The 17,141-nt window shown below is 71.6% G+C and carries 17 protein-coding genes; 12 read left to right on the forward strand and 5 right to left on the reverse strand.

What is annotated here, in order from left to right:
* Window positions 1-44 precede the first annotated feature (44 nt).
* A complete protein-coding gene (locus ACZ5D2_RS01760) occupies window positions 45-620 on the reverse strand; it encodes a sugar transferase (RefSeq protein WP_468926497.1) in 576 nt (191 codons plus the stop codon).
* Between the two features lie 311 nt (window positions 621-931).
* Here ACZ5D2_RS01760 and dnaK point away from each other — a divergent pair, with 311 nt between their 5' ends.
* The 4 genes from dnaK to ACZ5D2_RS01780 are packed head-to-tail and all read left to right on the forward strand — an operon-like array spanning window position 932 to window position 5,140.
* A complete protein-coding gene (gene dnaK, locus ACZ5D2_RS01765; protein WP_371677783.1) occupies window positions 932-2,776 on the forward strand; it encodes a molecular chaperone DnaK in 1,845 nt (614 codons plus the stop codon).
* The gene (gene grpE, locus ACZ5D2_RS01770) at window positions 2,776-3,447 is read left to right on the forward strand and encodes a nucleotide exchange factor GrpE (protein WP_356210992.1); all 672 of its coding nucleotides are present in this window, start codon (window positions 2,776-2,778) and stop codon (window positions 3,445-3,447) included. Before dnaK ends, grpE begins: the two co-directional genes overlap by 1 nt.
* A 39-nt stretch (window positions 3,448-3,486) precedes the next feature.
* On the forward strand, window positions 3,487-4,674 hold the full coding sequence (gene dnaJ / locus ACZ5D2_RS01775; protein WP_468926502.1) for a molecular chaperone DnaJ: 1,188 nt from the start codon (window positions 3,487-3,489) through the stop codon (window positions 4,672-4,674).
* A 1-nt stretch (window position 4,675) separates the two neighbouring features.
* Complete coding sequence (locus ACZ5D2_RS01780) at window positions 4,676-5,140, forward strand: heat shock protein transcriptional repressor HspR (RefSeq protein ID WP_266840069.1); 465 nt, start codon at window positions 4,676-4,678, stop codon at window positions 5,138-5,140.
* A gap of 186 nt (window positions 5,141-5,326) precedes the next feature.
* Here ACZ5D2_RS01780 and ACZ5D2_RS01785 read toward each other — a convergent pair whose 3' ends face one another.
* The gene (locus ACZ5D2_RS01785; RefSeq protein ID WP_030228713.1) at window positions 5,327-6,358 is read right to left on the reverse strand and encodes a helix-turn-helix domain-containing protein; all 1,032 of its coding nucleotides are present in this window, start codon (window positions 6,356-6,358) and stop codon (window positions 5,327-5,329) included.
* A 189-nt stretch (window positions 6,359-6,547) separates the two neighbouring features.
* On the opposite strand from ACZ5D2_RS01785, the gene ACZ5D2_RS01790 reads away from it, so the two are divergent.
* Both ACZ5D2_RS01790 and ACZ5D2_RS01795 read left to right on the forward strand, forming a co-directional pair.
* A complete protein-coding gene (locus ACZ5D2_RS01790) occupies window positions 6,548-6,796 on the forward strand; it encodes a hypothetical protein (protein WP_371677786.1) in 249 nt (82 codons plus the stop codon).
* Window positions 6,796-7,110, forward strand: coding sequence for a Rieske (2Fe-2S) protein (locus ACZ5D2_RS01795; protein ID WP_030228709.1), 315 nt, complete (start codon window positions 6,796-6,798; stop codon window positions 7,108-7,110). The genes ACZ5D2_RS01790 and ACZ5D2_RS01795 overlap by 1 nt, the downstream gene beginning before the upstream one ends.
* Window positions 7,111-7,310: 200 nt before the next feature.
* On the opposite strand, the gene ACZ5D2_RS01800 is transcribed toward ACZ5D2_RS01795, so the two are convergent.
* Complete coding sequence (locus ACZ5D2_RS01800) at window positions 7,311-7,715, reverse strand: pyridoxamine 5'-phosphate oxidase family protein (protein WP_266840066.1); 405 nt, start codon at window positions 7,713-7,715, stop codon at window positions 7,311-7,313.
* Between the two features lie 124 nt (window positions 7,716-7,839).
* Here ACZ5D2_RS01800 and clpB point away from each other — a divergent pair, with 124 nt between their 5' ends.
* Together clpB and ACZ5D2_RS01810 are read left to right on the forward strand one after the other, a co-directional pair.
* Window positions 7,840-10,425, forward strand: coding sequence for an ATP-dependent chaperone ClpB (gene clpB, locus ACZ5D2_RS01805; protein ID WP_371677788.1), 2,586 nt, complete (start codon window positions 7,840-7,842; stop codon window positions 10,423-10,425).
* 170 nt (window positions 10,426-10,595) lie between these two features.
* Window positions 10,596-11,138 carry a type III secretion system chaperone family protein gene (locus ACZ5D2_RS01810; protein ID WP_030228699.1) on the forward strand — a complete coding sequence of 181 codons (543 nt, stop codon included), beginning with the start codon at window positions 10,596-10,598 and terminating at the stop codon, window positions 11,136-11,138.
* Window positions 11,139-11,151: 13 nt separating this feature from the next.
* On the opposite strand, the gene ACZ5D2_RS01815 is transcribed toward ACZ5D2_RS01810, so the two are convergent.
* Complete coding sequence (locus ACZ5D2_RS01815) at window positions 11,152-12,282, reverse strand: hypothetical protein (RefSeq protein ID WP_468926510.1); 1,131 nt, start codon at window positions 12,280-12,282, stop codon at window positions 11,152-11,154.
* 46 nt (window positions 12,283-12,328) lie between these two features.
* Between ACZ5D2_RS01815 and ACZ5D2_RS01820 the strand changes: the two genes are divergently transcribed.
* A complete protein-coding gene (locus tag ACZ5D2_RS01820) occupies window positions 12,329-12,778 on the forward strand; it encodes a DUF3224 domain-containing protein (RefSeq protein WP_371681223.1) in 450 nt (149 codons plus the stop codon).
* Between the two features lie 159 nt (window positions 12,779-12,937).
* Here ACZ5D2_RS01820 and ACZ5D2_RS01825 read toward each other — a convergent pair whose 3' ends face one another.
* Window positions 12,938-14,125 carry a pyridoxal phosphate-dependent aminotransferase gene (locus ACZ5D2_RS01825; RefSeq protein ID WP_371677790.1) on the reverse strand — a complete coding sequence of 396 codons (1,188 nt, stop codon included), beginning with the start codon at window positions 14,123-14,125 and terminating at the stop codon, window positions 12,938-12,940.
* 128 nt (window positions 14,126-14,253) lie between these two features.
* On the opposite strand from ACZ5D2_RS01825, the gene ACZ5D2_RS01830 reads away from it, so the two are divergent.
* From ACZ5D2_RS01830 to ACZ5D2_RS01840, 3 genes are all read left to right on the forward strand, one after another.
* Complete coding sequence (locus ACZ5D2_RS01830) at window positions 14,254-14,484, forward strand: hypothetical protein (protein ID WP_371677791.1); 231 nt, start codon at window positions 14,254-14,256, stop codon at window positions 14,482-14,484.
* A gap of 327 nt (window positions 14,485-14,811) precedes the next feature.
* Entirely contained in the window at window positions 14,812-15,330 is a 519-nt protein-coding gene (locus tag ACZ5D2_RS01835; protein WP_371677792.1) for a DUF2617 family protein, read from the forward strand.
* A gap of 127 nt (window positions 15,331-15,457) precedes the next feature.
* Window positions 15,458-17,098 (forward strand): polyamine aminopropyltransferase, encoded by a 1,641-nt coding sequence (locus tag ACZ5D2_RS01840; RefSeq protein ID WP_371677793.1) that lies wholly within the window; start codon window positions 15,458-15,460, stop codon window positions 17,096-17,098.
* Window positions 17,099-17,141 lie beyond the last annotated feature (43 nt).

Here is a 17,141-nt window from a genome sequence, read left to right on the forward strand (position 1 = left end):
TTCCCGCGCCGCAATGTAGGTGGGCGAGCGGTGATCTGTGTCGCTCAGGCATGCCTCTGTCGGTAGGCCGCCCGAGGGGTCTGCGCGAGGATCGCGAGATCCATCCCCAGCCAATGGCTCTCCACATAGTGCCGGTCGAGCAGGGCCATCTCCTCCCAGGGGAGGTCGGAACGCGCGCTGACCTGCCACAATCCGGTCATTCCGGGCCGTACGAAGAGCCGGTCGGGCCGGTTCGCGCCCGCCTCGGGCCGCGGCCCCACCAGCGACATCTCCCCGCGCAGCACGTTGAGCAGCTGCGGCAGCGCGTCCAGGGCGCAGCGGTCCACCAGTTCTCCGGCCCGTCCCGAGTCCTCGGTACGCAGCCGCCAGGTGCGGAACGGCCGCCCGCCGAGGCCGAGGGCCGGGTCCCGTACGAGGACGCCCGCGCGCCGGGTCGCGTAGAGCAGCGCGGCGGCCAGCAGGACCGGGACGGCGCACACCGGCAGCAGGACCAGTGCGCCGACGAGGTCGAACACCCGCTTGGCCGGGGGCCTGGCCGGCCACGGCCGGCGCGGCCGGAGCGGCAGCCGGGGGCGGGGCCGGGGCCCCGGCCGGGCGGGGAGCGAGAGCAGCGAAGGCATGCCAGCACCGTGCCGGACGGCCGCCGCGGCCCCGGCGCGCCGCGCGGCCGCGCGGGGCGGCTCGAACCCGTTCGGGCGTGGCTCCGGCCTGGACCCCGCCTCAAGGCCGGGTGAGGCCGGAATCGCCCGGGGGTGGCCGGAGTTGTCCTGGATCGCGGCGGCTCCGGCGGGGGCTTTGCGCGATCCCCAGCGACTCATTGAGCGTAAGGGGCACCTAAAGGTTGAGTGTCCTCGACTCACCTCTGTTGACGCCCGCGCGGCGATACGGCATTCTTGAGTCCGTTGCACTCAAGTCAGCTGGAGGAATTGAAATGGCACGTGCGGTCGGCATCGACCTGGGCACCACTAACTCCGTCGTCAGCGTTCTCGAAGGCGGCGAGCCCACCGTCATCACCAACGCCGAGGGCGCCAGGACCACGCCGTCCGTCGTCGCCTTCGCCAAGAACGGCGAGGTCCTCGTCGGCGAGGTGGCCAAGCGCCAGGCGGTCACGAACGTGGACCGGACCATCCGCTCCGTCAAGCGCCACATGGGCACTGACTGGAAGATCAACCTGGATGGCAAGGACTTCAACCCGCAGCAGATGAGCGCCTTCATCCTGCAGAAGCTGAAGCGCGACGCCGAGGCGTACCTGGGTGAGAAGGTCACGGACGCGGTCATCACCGTTCCGGCGTACTTCAACGACTCCGAGCGTCAGGCGACGAAGGAGGCCGGCGAGATCGCGGGCCTGAACGTCCTGCGCATCGTCAACGAGCCGACGGCCGCCGCCCTGGCCTACGGCCTCGACAAGGACGACCAGACCATTCTCGTCTTCGACCTCGGTGGCGGCACCTTCGACGTGTCGCTCCTGGAGATCGGCGACGGCGTCGTCGAGGTCAAGGCCACCAACGGTGACAACCACCTCGGTGGTGACGACTGGGACCAGCGCGTCGTCGACTACCTGGTGAAGCAGTTCGCCAACGGCCACGGCGTCGACCTGTCCAAGGACAAGATGGCGCTCCAGCGTCTGCGCGAGGCCGCCGAGAAGGCGAAGATCGAGCTGTCCTCCTCCACGGAGACCACGATCAACCTGCCGTACATCACGGCCTCCGCCGAGGGCCCGCTGCACCTGGACGAGAAGCTCACGCGCTCGCAGTTCCAGCAGCTCACCGCGGACCTGCTCGACCGCTGCAAGACCCCGTTCCACAACGTCATCAAGGACGCGGGCATCAACCTGTCCGAGATCGACCACGTGGTCCTGGTCGGCGGCTCCACCCGCATGCCGGCCGTCGCCGAGCTCGTCAAGGAGCTCACCGGCGGTCAGGACGCCAACAAGGGCGTCAACCCGGACGAGGTCGTCGCCATCGGCGCCACCCTCCAGGCCGGTGTGCTCAAGGGTGAGGTCAAGGACGTCCTGCTCCTCGACGTGACCCCGCTGTCCCTCGGTATCGAGACCAAGGGCGGCATCATGACCAAGCTCATCGAGCGCAACACCACGATCCCGACCAAGCGGTCCGAGATCTTCACGACGGCCGAGGACAACCAGCCGTCGGTGCAGATCCAGGTCTACCAGGGCGAGCGCGAGATCGCGGCGTACAACAAGAAGCTCGGCATGTTCGAGCTGACCGGCCTGCCGCCGGCCCCGCGTGGCGTCCCGCAGATCGAGGTCTCCTTCGACATCGACGCGAACGGCATCATGCACGTCACGGCCAAGGACCTCGGCACGGGCAAGGAGCAGAAGATGACCGTCACCGGCGGCTCTTCGCTCGGCAAGGACGAGGTCGACCGCATGCGCCAGGAGGCGGAGCAGTACGCGGACGAGGACCTGCGCCGCAAGGAGGCCGCCGAGTCCCGCAACCAGGGTGAGCAGCTCGTCTACCAGACGGAGAAGTTCCTCTCGGAGAACGCGGACAAGGTCCCCGGTGACGTCAAGACCGAGGTCGAGACGGCCATCACCGAGCTGAAGGAGAAGCTGAAGGGCGACGACGCGGCCGAGATCCGCACGTCGACCGAGAAGCTCGCCGCGATCAGCCAGAAGCTGGGCCAGGCCATCTACGCCGACGCCCAGGCCGCCCAGGCCGGCGCCCCCGCCGGTGACGCGGGCCAGGCCAAGGCCGACGACGACGTCGTCGACGCCGAGATCGTCGACGACGAGAAGCCGAAGGGTGGCGCTGCCTGATGTCGGAGGAGACCCCGGGCTTCGACGAGAAGCCCGAAGTCCCCGCCGACGGCACGTCCGACGACGCCGCCGAGCCGAAGGCCGCCGCTTCCTCCGACAAGGAGGAGGCCGCGGCCCCGGCCGGGGACTCCGCAGCAGCAGACGTGGCTCTGCTGGCGCAGCTGGACCAGGCCCGTACCGCTCTGGGTGAGCGCACCGCGGACCTCCAGCGGCTCCAGGCGGAGTACCAGAACTACCGCCGCCGCGTGGAGCGGGACCGGATCGCCGTCAAGGAGATCGCGGTCGCGTCCCTGCTGACGGAGCTCCTGCCGACGCTCGACGACATCGGCCGGGCGCGCGAGCACGGCGAACTGGTCGGCGGCTTCAAGTCGGTGGCCGAGTCGCTGGAGACCGCGGCGGCCAAGATGGGCCTGCAGCAGTTCGGCAAGGAGGGCGAGCCCTTCGACCCGACGATCCACGAGGCCCTGATGCACTCGTACGCGCCGGACGTCACGGAGGACACCTGCGTGGCGATCCTCCAGCCCGGGTACCGGATCGGCGAGCGTACGATCCGTCCCGCGCGGGTCGCGGTGGCCGAGCCCCAGCCGGGGGCGGCACCCGCCGCCAAGTCCGAGTCCGCGGAGGGCGACGAGCCGTCCGACAAGGACACGGATGCCCCCGAAAAGGGCTGACGCACCACATGTAGGGATCCGAGAGGAGGGCCACCGGGGATGAGCACGAAGGACTTCGTCGAGAAGGACTACTACAAGGTCCTCGGTGTCCCGAAGGACGCCACCGAGGCCGAGATCAAGAAGGCGTACCGGAAGCTCGCGCGCGAGTTCCACCCGGACGCCAACAAGGGCGACGCCTCGGCCGAGGAGCGCTTCAAGGAGATCTCCGAGGCGAACGACATCCTCGGTGACGCCAAGAAGCGCAAGGAGTACGACGAGGCCCGCGCGCTGTTCGGCAACGGTGGCTTCCGCCCCGGTCCGGGCGGCGGCGGTGGCTCCTTCAACTTCGACCTGGGCGACCTCTTCGGGGGCGCCCAGGGCGGCGGAGCGGGAGGGGCAGGCGGCTTCGGCGGCGGCCTCGGCGACGTCTTCGGCGGCCTGTTCAACCGCGGCTCCGGCCCGGGTGCGGGGACCCGCACCCAGCCGCGCCGCGGCCAGGACATCGAGTCCGAGGTGACGCTCTCCTTCACGGAGGCGGTGGACGGCGCGACCGTCCCGCTGCGGATGTCCTCGCAGGCCCCCTGCAAGGCCTGCTCCGGCACCGGCGACAAGAACGGCACCCCCCGGGTGTGCCCGACCTGCGTCGGCACCGGTCAGGTGTCGCGGGGCAGCGGCGGCGGCTTCTCGCTGACCGATCCCTGCGCGGACTGCAAGGGCCGCGGCCTGATCGCGGAGACCCCCTGCGACGTCTGCAAGGGCAGCGGGCGTGCCCGCAGCTCGCGGACCATGCAGGTCCGGATCCCGGCGGGCGTCTCCGACGGCCAGCGGATCCGGCTGCGCGGCAAGGGCGCTCCGGGCGAGCGCGGCGGCCCCGCGGGCGACCTCTACGTGGTGGTGCACGTGGACGGCCATCCAGTGTTCGGCCGCAAGGGCGACAACCTCACGGTGACGGTCCCGGTGACCTTCACGGAGGCCGCCCTGGGCGCCGACATCAAGGTGCCCACGCTGAACGGGCCGGCGGTCACGCTGAAACTCCCCCCGGGCACCCCCGGCGGACGTACGATGCGGGCCCGCGGCAAGGGCGCGGTCCGCAAGGACGGCACCCGCGGCGACCTGCTCGTCACGGTGGAGGTGGCGGTTCCGACGGAGCTGTCCGACAAGGCCCGCGAGGCCCTGGAGATGTACCGCGACGCGACGGGTTCCGAGGACCCGCGCGCCCTGCTGTTCGAGTCCGCGAAGGGAGCATGACATGGACGGCCACCGACGACAGCCCCGTTTCGGCAACGGTGCGTACCAGCTCACCGATGAGACCCCGGTCTACGTGATCTCGGTGGCCGCCCAGCTCTCGGGCCTGCATCCGCAGACCCTGCGGCAGTACGACCGGCTCGGTCTGGTCTCCCCGGACCGGACGGCCGGCCGCGGCCGGCGCTACTCCGCCCGGGACATCGAACTGCTCCGCACGGTGCAGCAGCTGTCCCAGGACGAGGGCATCAACCTCGCGGGCATCAAGCGGATCATCGAACTGGAGAACCAGGTGGCCGCGCTCCAGCAGCGCGTCGCCGAGCTGTCCACCGCCGTGGACGGGGCGGCCGCCGCCCTCCAGGCCCGTGAGGCCCAGGTGCACGCCTCGTACCGGCGCGACCTGGTCCCGTACCAGCCGCCGCAGCCGGGCAGCGCCCTGGTCGTCTGGCGCCCCAAGCGCCCGATGGACTGACCTCCCGCCGTACGCGTACGCAGGCCCCGCCCGGGATTCCCGGGCGGGGCCCGCGCGTACCGGCGGCCGTGCGCGGGCCCCGCGGACCCTGTGCGCCCGCGTGCGCCTGCCGACGCCGTGCGCCCCTGCCGGCCCCGTGCGCCCCCGCTGGCCCCGTGCGGCCGTGCGCGCCCCTGTGCGGCCCTCTCAGGCCTCCGGAAGGTCCGGGGGGCCCTCGGTGTGCAGGATCCCCGACTGGGCGATCAGGAAGCCGAGCTGGGCCCTGCTGCCGCTGCCCAGGGCGGTGGCCAGCCGGGCGATGTGCGCCCGGCAGGTCCGGACGTTCATTCCGAGCCGGCGCGCGATGGCCTCGTCCACGTGTCCCTCGACCAGCAGCTGGGCGATGGACCGCTGGACGCCCGAGATCCCGTCGGGCGTGTGCGTGTAGGTGATCTCGTCGTTGAGCGGGACGGCGCGCCGCCACAGCTGCTCGAAGACCTTGATCAGGTACTCGACGAGCCCGGGGTGGCGCAGCTCCAGCGCCACCCGGCGGTCATCGCTGACCGGGATGAAGGCCACGGTCCGGTCGAAGATGATCAGCCGTTCGATCAGCTCCTCCAGCGTGCGGATCTCCACCTTGCCCGCGGAGATCCGGTCCACGTAGGCGAGCGTGCCCTGGCTGTGCCGCGCGGTGTGCTGGTACAGCGTCCTTATGCTGATGCCGCGGTCGATCAGCGGAGCGTCCCGTTCCAGGGCCTGGGTGAGGGCCAGGGAGGGCCGGGCGCCGCCCGGCTGGACGGTGAGCACCTCCGTATGACATTCGGCCGTCGCCAGGTCCAGCGCCGCGTTGATCCGTTCGAATCCTTCCAGCACGGTGATGGCGTGCGTGTCCGCGGGGCTCTGCGCGCTGATGGCGAGGAACGGCTCGAAAGCATCGGTGAGATCTACAGCGGTGCGACGGCGGTCCTGGATCTCGCGTTCAATCGGATGCAGCCGTTGCGCCAGTGCAACGGATGGGGGAACCGGACGGAGCTGGTTGGCGTCATCGGGGTCGGGCTGCAGGAGGGCGAATTCAAGCAGGCAGGGAGCCTGTTTGACCTCGCTCCGCGCGATCCGGCCGGTGCTGAGCGCCGCCGCGTACAGCCGCGTTCCCTCGGGGCACAGGGCCGTGACGGAGTGGGGATGTGTCGGGTTTGTCGCACTATTGGGCAAATCTCCACCCCCCAGGGTCCTGAACATGCAAGAACATGATGCATCGTCCCTGTGGCATTGACGTGCCTGAATGAGCCATCGTCTGTCAGGCGGGGGAGAGGATTCCATCAAGTGAGGACGAAGCCGACCATGTATAAGAGAATGCTTCGCTCGGCGCTTGCCGTTGGTTTCTCCGCTGTTGCGGTGTTTGGGACAGTCAGTGCTGTCGGGAGTGGCGTGGGGAGCGCTCTGGCCGGCGACACGGGCTGGACCACCAGCGGCGCGATAGCCAAGTCGGACACGGGGTGGACCGCCACCCCCGCCGGCTTCGACACGGGTTGGACCGCCGGGCCCGCCGACATCGACACGGGCTGGACCGCGACCCCCGCCAGCATCGACACCGGCTGGACCGCGACCCCCGCGGGCGCCGAGGACAACGGCAAGTTCGACACCGGCTGGACCGCTCTTCCTGCGATGGACGTCTGATGACCCCCGACGACCGCGACTTCCGACGTGAGATGGCTTCCGCCTACCGGTCCGGCTGGCAGTTCATAGACCTCGCGACCGCCATCCCCTACGCGGGCGACTCGCTGATGGTCACCCTCTTCGGCCAGCCCATCGTCGTCGTGCGCGAGGAGGACGAGGACGTCCGCGCCTACCGCTGTCTGCGCCGCCCCCGGGGCGCACCGCAGCCCGTCCGCTGCGAGGTCCGGTACGGCATGGTCTTCGTCAATCTCGATCAGCGGGACCACCAGCTCTTCGAACCCGATATCACCACCGCCACCCCCCGCAGTGCCTGAGGCGATTCCCCCGTCGTTGCAGATCGCCCCAGGTGCTACCCCCACACAACGGCGCCATCGTGGACCTGACCACGATGGCGCCGTTGTGATGTCCGCGTCCAGTGGTTGAACCGGACAATCACATGAGGATCCGCTGAGAACGCCCGCCGGACCGGTGGACCCGGCGACCCCGGTGTGCCCGGCGGCCCCGGCCTGCCGCGTCAGGCCCGGCCCATCGCCCGGTCCAGGGTGATCTCCAGGACGACCCGGTCGGGATTGGGCGAGGGCGTCCGCCCGTACCGCTCCGCGTAGCGCGCCACCGCGTCGGCGACCGACGCCTCGTCCGTACGGACCACCGCGCGCCCCTCCAGGGTGGCCCAGCGGCGGCCCTCCATCTGGCACACCGCCACCCGCGCCGCGCCGTCCGGCGCGGTCAGGACGTTGCGCACCTTCTTGCTGTGCTTGTTGCTGATCACCCGGGCCAGCCCCGCCTCGGGGTCGTACGTCACGCCCACCGGCACCACGTGCGGCGTGCCGTCGGGCCGCGGGGTGGTCAGGGTGCAGACGTGCCGCTCCCGCCAGAAGGCGAGGTATTCGGGCGTCGGATCGAATACGTCATGGGACATGCGCCGAAGCGTACGTAACTCGCCTTGAGTGGAATAGACTCAACTTTGCAGACGCTGAACGTGTCAGAGTTACGCAGTGCGGTGCACCGTGCACGGCACCCCCGCCGGAGAGGAGAGCCACCGAGTGGAAGCCGAGCTGACGAACAAGAGCCGCGACGCCCTGAACGCGGCCACCAGCAGGGCCGTCAAGGACGGCCACGCCGACCTGACCCCCGCACACCTGCTGCTGGCGCTCCTCGCGGGCGAGGACAACGAGAACGTCACCGACCTGCTCGCCGCGACCGAGGCCGACCAGGCCGCCGTCCGCTCCGGCGCGGAGCGGCTGCTCGCCGCCCTGCCCAGCGTCACGGGCTCCACCGTCGCGCCGCCGCAGCCCACCCGCGAGCTGCTCGCCGTACTCGCCGAGGCCGACGCCGAGGCGGGCAAGCTCGGCGACGACTACCTCTCCACCGAACACCTCCTCATCGCGATCGCCGCCAAGGGCGGGGCCGCCGGTGAGGTCCTTTCCGCACAGGGCGCGACGGCGAAGAAGCTGCTGGCCGCCTTCGAGAACGCACGAGGAGGGCGGCGGGTGACCACCCCCGATCCCGAAGGCCAGTACAAGGCCCTGGAGAAGTTCGGCACGGACTTCACGGCGGCCGCCCGCGAGGGCAAGCTCGACCCCGTCATCGGCCGCGATCACGAGATCCGCCGCGTTGTCCAGGTCCTTTCGCGCCGAACCAAGAACAACCCGGTGCTGATCGGTGAGCCCGGCGTCGGCAAGACCGCCGTCGTCGAGGGCCTCGCCCAGCGGATCGTGAAGGGCGACGTCCCCGAGTCGCTGAAGAACAAGCGGCTGGTCTCCCTCGACCTCGGGGCGATGGTCGCCGGCGCGAAGTACCGCGGCGAGTTCGAGGAGCGCCTCAAGACCGTCCTGGCGGAGATCAAGTCGAGCGACGGCCAGATCATCACCTTCATCGACGAGCTGCACACCGTCGTCGGCGCGGGCGCCGGCGGGGACTCCGCCATGGACGCGGGCAACATGCTCAAGCCCATGCTGGCCCGCGGCGAGCTGCGGATGGTCGGCGCGACCACCCTGGACGAGTACCGCGAGCGCATCGAGAAGGACCCGGCGCTGGAGCGCCGGTTCCAGCAGGTGCTGGTCGCCGAGCCGTCCGTCGAGGACACCATCGCGATCCTGCGCGGTCTCAAGGGCCGCTACGAGGCCCACCACAAGGTGGTCATCAACGACAGCGCCCTCGTGGCCGCCGCCACCCTCTCCGACCGCTACATCACCTCCCGTTTCCTGCCCGACAAGGCCATCGACCTCGTCGACGAGGCCGCGTCCCGGCTGCGCATGGAGATCGACTCCTCGCCGCTGGAGATCGACGAGCTGCAGCGCTCCGTCGACCGGCTGCGGATGGAGGAGCTGGCACTGCGGGGCGAGGCCGACCCGGCCTCCATCGAGCGCCTGGAGAAGATCCGCAAGGACCTGGCGGACAAGGAGGAGGAGCTGCGCGGCCTGACCGCCCGCTGGGAGAAGGAGAAGCAGTCCCTCAACCGGGTGGGCGAGCTCAAGGAGCGCCTGGACGACCTGCGCGGCCAGGCCGAGCGCGCCCAGCGCGACGGAGACTTCGACACCGCCTCCAAGCTGCTCTACGGAGAGATCCCGGCACTGGAGCACGAGCTGGCCGAGGCCACCGAGGCCGAGGCGGAGGCCTCCAAGGGCACCATGGTCAAGGACGAGGTCGGCCCCGACGACATCGCGGACGTGGTCGGCGCCTGGACCGGCATCCCGGCCGGCCGCCTGCTGGAGGGCGAGACCCAGAAGCTGCTCCGCATGGAGGAGGAGCTGGGCCGCCGCCTGATCGGCCAGGGCGAGGCCGTGCGCGCCGTCTCGGACGCGGTGCGCCGCACCCGCGCCGGCATCGCCGACCCGGACCGCCCCACCGGCTCGTTCCTCTTCCTGGGCCCCACGGGCGTGGGCAAGACCGAGCTGGCCAAGGCCCTCGCGGACTTCCTCTTCGACGACGAGCGGGCCATGGTCCGCATCGACATGTCCGAGTACTCCGAGAAGCACAGCGTGGCCCGCCTCGTCGGCGCCCCGCCCGGCTACGTCGGATACGAGGAGGGCGGCCAGCTCACCGAGGCCGTCCGCCGCCGCCCCTACAGCGTGGTCCTGCTCGACGAGGTGGAAAAGGCCCACCCGGAGGTCTTCGACATCCTGCTCCAGGTCCTCGACGACGGCCGCCTCACCGACGGCCAGGGCCGCACGGTGGACTTCCGCAACACCATCCTGATCCTGACCTCCAACCTCGGCAGCCAGTTCCTGGTGGACCCGGCGACCTCCGCCGAGGACAAGAAGGCCCGGGTCCTGGACGTGGTGCGGGCGAGCTTCAAGCCCGAGTTCCTCAACCGGCTCGACGACCTGGTGGTCTTCTCCGCCCTCACCCGCGACGAGCTGGCCCACATCGCCGAGCTCCAGATCGGACGTCTCGCGCAGCGGCTGGCGGCGCGCCGGCTCACCCTGGACGTCACGCCCGGGGCCCTGGCCTGGCTGGCGGACGAGGGCAACGACCCGGCGTACGGCGCCCGACCCCTGCGCCGCCTGATCCAGACGGCGGTCGGCGACCGCCTCGCCAAGGAGATCCTCTCCGGCGAGGTCAGGGACGGCGACACCGTCCGCGTGGACGTGGCCGGCGACGGCCTGCTGGTCGGCAAGGCCCTGTAGCCCGTCGGGCACGCCCGGTTTCCGCCCCCGTTTCCGCCCTGGTTTCCGCCCCGCTCTCCGCCCCGGTTCCGGCTCCGGTGTCCGCCCGGAGCGGATCGGGCGTGCGGGGGTGGACACGGGGTGGGACGGATGGGGGAGGATGGCTGTATCCGCACGAAGGGAAGTACACGGTGAGCATCGACCCGGCCTCGATTCCGAACTTCGGGGGTCAGCCCGAACCGCAGGCCACAGGACCGGCGGGCCCCGTCGTCCCCGACCAGGATCTGGTCAAGCAGCTCCTGGAGCAGATGGAGCTCAAGTACGTCGTCGACGACGAGGGTGACCTCGCGGCGCCGTGGGAGGACTTCCGGACGTACTTCATGTTCCGCGGCGAAGGCGAGCAGCAGGTCTTCTCCGTCCGGACCTTCTACGACCGCCCGCACGCGATCGACGACAAGCCGCAGCTGCTCGAATCGATCGACGACTGGAACCGTCGCACCCTGTGGCCCAAGGTCTACAGCCACACGCACGACGACGGCTCGGTCCGTCTGATCGGTGAGGCGCAGATGCTGATCGGCACCGGCGTCAGCCTGGAGCACTTCGTGTCCTCCACGGTCAGCTGGGTCCGCGCGTCGATCGAGTTCGACAAGTGGCTCATCGAGCAGCTCGGCCTCGAAAAGGAGGTCGACTCCGCGGAGGGCGACGACAAGACCGAGGGCGACGAGGACAACTAGTCGCCGGCGGCCCTCACGGAGGTATCCGCGCCACCAGGAGCAGGTACACCCCGTAGCCGTACGAGAGCCCGGCCAGGCAGGCGGTCACCCCGACCGCCGTGCGCGGCCGGGCTCTCGCCATGACGGCGGCCAGCGGCAGCAGCAGCGGGAACGCGGGCAGCAGGAACCGCGGCTTCGACTCGAAGAAGCCGGCCCCGCCGAAGGTGATCAGCAGCAGGGCCCCGGTGTACGCGAGCAGCGGCAGCGGAGCCCGTTCCAGGAGCAGGGCCGCCGCGAGCAGGCCCGCCGCGGCCAGGACGGCCACCGTCACCGTGGTGGCGAGCGGGGTGTGCCCGCCGGTCAGCACCTTCTCCACCGAGCCCATCGCCCCCGCGCCGAAGTCGAAGCGGGAGCCCCATTGCCGCTGGACGGCGAAGTAGCCGAACGGGTCGTGACGGCGCGCCCCGACCGCCAGGACGTACGCCGCCCAGCCCGCCGGCGCCAGCAGCCCGGCCGCCCACACCGCGGGCGCGCGCCGGTCCCGCAGCGCCAGCTCCCGTACGGCCGCCGCCGTCACGGCGGCGGCCACGGCGATCCCGGTGGGCCGGGTCAGTCCGGCCAGCACCGCCAGGGCCGCCGCCCACGCCCAGCGCCCGCGCAGCACGCAGTCCAGGGCCCAGGCGGCGAGGGCGGCCAGCAGTGCCTCGGTGTAGCCCAGGGTCAGCACCACGGAATGCGGCAGCACCGCCCACAGGCCGACGAGCAGCAGCCCGCCCCTGGGTGTTCCGAGGAGCCGCTCCCCGACCCGGAACACGCCCACGGCGGCCGCGGCGGCGGCCGTCCAGGACACGGCGAGCCCGGCGAGCGCGGTGCCGCCGGCGAGGCGCACCAGGGCGGGGTAGAGCGGGAAGAAGGCGTAGTCGCTCTGGATGGAGCCGGAGGCCCACATCTGGGTGCGGCCGTAGCCGTGGGCGGCGATCCCGAGGTACCAGACGGAGTCCCAGGAGGCGCCGAGCACCCGTACCGGGTCCCGGCCGGCCCACCAGGATCCGGCGGCCACCACCAGCAGCCCGGCTCCGCGTACGGCGGCGAACACGCCGAGCGCGACGAGGGCCGTCGGGGCCGTGCTCTCCCGTACCCGCGGCCGCAGGGCCACCAGCGTCATGTTCCGCCCGGCTTTCCCGTGCCCACGGCAGTACGCTCGTCCGATGATGCGAACTGCGGGCACTTTCAAGGTCGTCAGTTTCACTCCGGCGTCGCTCGTACCGGAACCGGCGGTGGAGACCGCGCTTCCGGTCGGCGTCGCCACGCTGGAGAAACACTACGAGGGCGAGGGCCTCGAAGGCCGTTCGGCCACGCTCTTCACCGCGGCCTTCGACCAGGCTTCGGGCATCGGCACGTACGTCGCGATGGAGTCCTTCGAGGGCTCCCTCGAAGGCCGGGAGGGTGCCTTCAACTTCGTCCACTCGGCGACCACGGACGGCGGCCCGCACCGGGGCACCGACCACTTCCTGATCGTCCCGGGCAGCGGCACGGCCGCCCTCGCCGGTATCACCGGTTCGGGCGGCCTGCTCGTCGAGGAGGACGGCACCCACCGCGTCTGGTTCGAGTACCGGCTCCCGGGACTGCCCGGCGAGGCCCAGGCGCGGGGGCGCGGCTAGGGGGTGTCTGACGGATCTCCGCGGCGTCGCGACGCCCGGCACGCACTCTCGCCGCACCGACCGAAAGCCCAAGTACGTCCAGTACGCGGGCTTCCGGTCGGCACGCCGAGAGCACGCACCGGACGCCGCTCCTTCCCCACGGACATCCGTCAGACACCCCTAGAGCTGTCGCAGGCGGTTGACGGCCTCCTGGAGGACATCGGTCCGCTTGCAGAAGGCCCAGCGGACCTGGGTGGCGCCGGCGGACTTGTCGTCGTAGAAGACCTGGTTCGGGATGGCGACCACGCCGCAGCGGGCGGGGAGGGCGCGGCAGAAGGCGAGCCCGTCCTTCTCTCCGAGCGGTGAGACGTCGGTGGTGATGAAGTACGTGCCCTGCGGGCGGAAGACCTCGAACCCGGCGTCGGCGAGGCCGTCGGCGAGGAGGTCGCGCTTGGCGGCGAGGTCGGCGCGGAAGTCGTCGTAGTAGGAGTCGGGGAGGGCGAGGGCCTCGGCGACGGCGTACTGGAAGGGCCCCGAGGAGACGTACGTCAGGAACTGCTTCGCGGAGCGGACGGCCGAGACGAGGGCGGGCGGGGCGGTGATCCAGCCGACCTTCCAGCCCGTGAAGGAGAAGGTCTTGCCGGCCGAGGAAATGGTGACGGTGCGCTCGCGCATGCCGGGGAGCGAGGCCAGCGGGGTGTGGCCGCCCTCGAAGACCAGGTGCTCGTAGACCTCGTCCGTGACGACGAGGAGGTCCCGCTCGACGGCGAGTTCGGCGATCGCGGCCAGTTCGGCGGGGGTGAGGACGGTGCCCGTCGGGTTGTGCGGGGTGTTCAGCAGGAGCAGCCGGGTGCGCGGGGTGACGGCGTCGCGCAGGGCGTCCAGGTCGGGGCGGAAGTCCGGGGCGCGCAGGGTGAGCGGGACGCGGACGGCCCCGGCCATGGCGATGCAGGCGGCGTAGGAGTCGTAGAACGGTTCGAGGGCGATGACCTCGTCGCCGGGTTCCAGGAGGGCGAGGAGGGCGGCGGCGATGGCCTCGGTGGCTCCGGCGGTGACGAGCACCTCGGTGTCCGGGTCGTAGGCGAGTCCGTAGAAGCGCTGCTGGTGGGCGGTGATCGCCGCGCGGAGTTCGGGGACGCCCGGACCCGGCGGGTACTGGTTGCCGCGGCCGTCGCGGATCGCGCGGACGGCGGCCTCGGCGATCTCGGCGGGGCCGTCGGTGTCGGGGAACCCCTGGCCCAGGTTGATCGATCCCGTGGCGGCGGCCAGAGCCGACATCTCCGCGAAGATCGTCGTGCCGAAGGCGGCCAGCCGGCGGTTGAGGAACGGGCGGTTGCTGCTGCTCGCGGGTGCGCTCATGGCCGCCATCCTGGGGGCAACCTCTGGAGTTGCTCAAGTGTGCTTTGGCCGGGTTGGCCTGCGGGCATCCCCCCTGCACACCGGGACGAGGGGATCCCGGGCCCCGGGGGACCGGGTGTCAGAGAGGGGGCGAGGACATGATCCTTTTCGCGCTGATCGTCGCGGCCGTGGTGGGCGGCGTCATCCTGATCAAGAAGTTCTTCGGGGGCGGCGGTTCCGGTGGTTCCGGCGGCTCCGGCAGCTGGTGGGCGGGCAGCGGCGGAGGCTCCTCCTGCGGTTCCTCCTCGTCGTGCGGCTCCTCGTCCTCCTGCGGTTCGTCGTCCTCGTGCGGATCGTCCTGCGGTGGCGGGGGGTGCGGGTCGAGCTGACACTGGGAGAGGCCTGCCGGGGCCGCGTGAACGGGCGCTCCTGCGGGGACAACTTCCCTGGTACGTCTTCTTGTTCGGGCCCGCGCTACGGCGTACGGGCGGCATGTTGTTGAACACGTGAACCGAGTAGCCCCCGGGGGGATGTAAACCCCGTCAAGTTGGGTAAAAACGCTGTGAGTGCCGTGCCTTTCATGATTCCCTCGGTTGAGTAGACCAGTCCTCGGACCTCCCTGGACTTCCTGTGGACCCGTGCCGGTGTTCCCCCACCCGTTGACTACCGCTGGCGGGCCCCGGCCCATCTCCCTCGCGCGTTTGCGGAGCCGACTCATGCTCACGACCCTCCAGACCACGTATACCGACACGCGTGCCGCCGATCTCGCCTGGGCCCTGGGACGGGAGCGGCTGCCCGCCCTGGCCGTACTGAACCTCCGGCTCGCGGACGCGAAAGTGGAGTTGCGCCTGCTCGGGGCCTCACACCAGGTGCTCCTGGAGGAGGGTGAGGTGCTCTGTTCGGAGACGGTCGCCTGCATGCCCGGCAGCAGTACGCCGCTGCCGCTCGGCGTGGCCAAGCGGGTGGGTGACTGGGAGTACGAGTTCGCCGCGCGCGTGGAGACCCTCTCGCGCGGCTCCTTCGCGGGGCGGGCCCAGGAGCTGCTCGCGCTGGTCGCGGACCACCCGAACGGCCTAGCGGGCACCTTCCCGGGCGATCCGCACGCGTTCACCGCCCTGCTGGCCCAGCGCCACGAGGGCCAGGTGCGCTGGCGGACCTGGCACGCGTACCCGCAGGAGGGCCAGCTGGTGGCCACCCGGACCCGGGTCGGCATGCGCACGGGAGTGACCGTCTAGGGCGCGGGGGTTGCGCGCCGATTGCCCGCCGATTGCCCGCCGATTACGCCAACTGGCCTTATCCGTACGACAGTTGCACCCATGTGGGTGACAGGGTGCGGCTGGGTGGTGACGTACGGTTCGCTGCATGATCGACCGTTCCGCCCCGCGCGGGGTGCTCCCGGCGCCGGAGCCGCGGGGCGTGCAGCCCGTCCCGGCCGCCCTGCCCGTACGCCCCCGGACCGGCCGACTCCTCGTCCTGGCCACCGTGTTCGTGTGCGCCGCCTGCGGGCTCGTGTACGAACTGGAGCTGCTCGCCCTCGGCTCGTACCTCATCGGGGATTCCGTCACCCAGGCGTCGGTGGTGCTGTCCGTCATGGTCTTCGCCATGGGTGTCGGCTCGCTGCTCGCCAAACGGCTCCGCGGCCGGCCCGCCTTCGGCTTCGGCGCCATCGAGGCCGCGCTCGCCCTGCTCGGCGGCTTCTCCGCGATGGCGCTGTACGCGAGCTTCGCCTGGCTGGGGGAGCCGCGGCCGGCCCTCGTCGCCTTCTCCTTCGCCATCGGGGTGCTCATCGGCGCGGAGATCCCGCTGCTGATGGTCCTCATCCAGCGCGTCCGCAGACAGGACGCCGGCGGGGCCGTCGCCGACCTCTTCGCCGCCGACTACGTGGGCGCCCTCGTCGGCGGGCTCGCCTTCCCCTTCCTGCTGCTCCCGATGGTCGGGCAGCTCACCGGTGCCCTGCTCACCGGCACCGTCAACGCGGTCGCCGGCGGCGGGCTCGTCCTGTGGCTGTTCCGCCGCGACCTCAGCCGCCGCTGCCGCTGGCTGCTGATCGCCGCCAACGCGACCGTCCTGGCCGTCCTCGCCTCCGCGACCCTGCTCGCCGACGACTTCGAACGGGTCGCCCGCACCGCCGTCTACGGCGGGGAGGTCCGCGTCGCCGTGCAGACCGGAGTGCAGGAACTGGTGCTGACCGGCCCGGCCACCGGCTCACCGCGCTCCCTCGACCTCTACCTCGACGGCCGGCTCCGGGTCTCCGGCTACGACGAGTACCGCTACCACGAGGCCCTCGTCCACCCCGCCATGACCGGTCCGCACGCCCGCGTGCTGGTCCTCGGCGGGGGCGACGGGCTCGCCGCCCGCGAGGTGCTGCGCTACCGCGACGTCGCCTCCGTCACCGTCGTCGAGCTCGACCCCGGCGTGGTCCGGCTCGCCCGCACCGACCCCATGCTCTCCGCGCTCAACGCCAAGGCCTACGAGGACCCCCGGCTCGGCGTCGTCACGCAGGACGCCTTCCGCTGGCTGCGGGGGCCGGCCGCCCGCGACCGCTTCGACGTCATCGTCTCCGACCTCCCCGACCCGGGCATCACCCCGAGCACGAAGCTGTACTCGCAGGAGTTCTACGGGCTGGCCGCGCGCGCCCTGAACCCCGGCGGGCGGCTCGCCGTCCACGCCGGGCCCCTGACCACCCGGCCGCGCACCTACTGGACCGTCGACTCCACCCTCCGGGCGGCCGGGCTGTTCACCACCCCCTACAGCGCGGGCGGCCGCCTCACCGGCTTCGCCGCCGGCCCCGACCGCACCGCCGGGGCCGCGGGCTCGCCCCCGCAGGACTGGGGCTTCGTACTCGCCGCCCGCGAGCGCGTCCCCGAGCTGCGGGTCGACCGCGACACGCCCGCCCTGCGCGCCGTGTCCACCCGGGCCCTGCGGGACTCCGCCCGGGACGCGGCCCGGACCCGGCTGACCGGGCTCCCGCCCTCGACGCTCCCGCACCCGCGCTACTCCTGATCCCGGCCCGCCGGGCCCGGGACTGTCGTGTCCGTGTGCACCG

It is taken from the genome of Streptomyces sp. NPDC031479 (genome assembly GCF_055581065.1).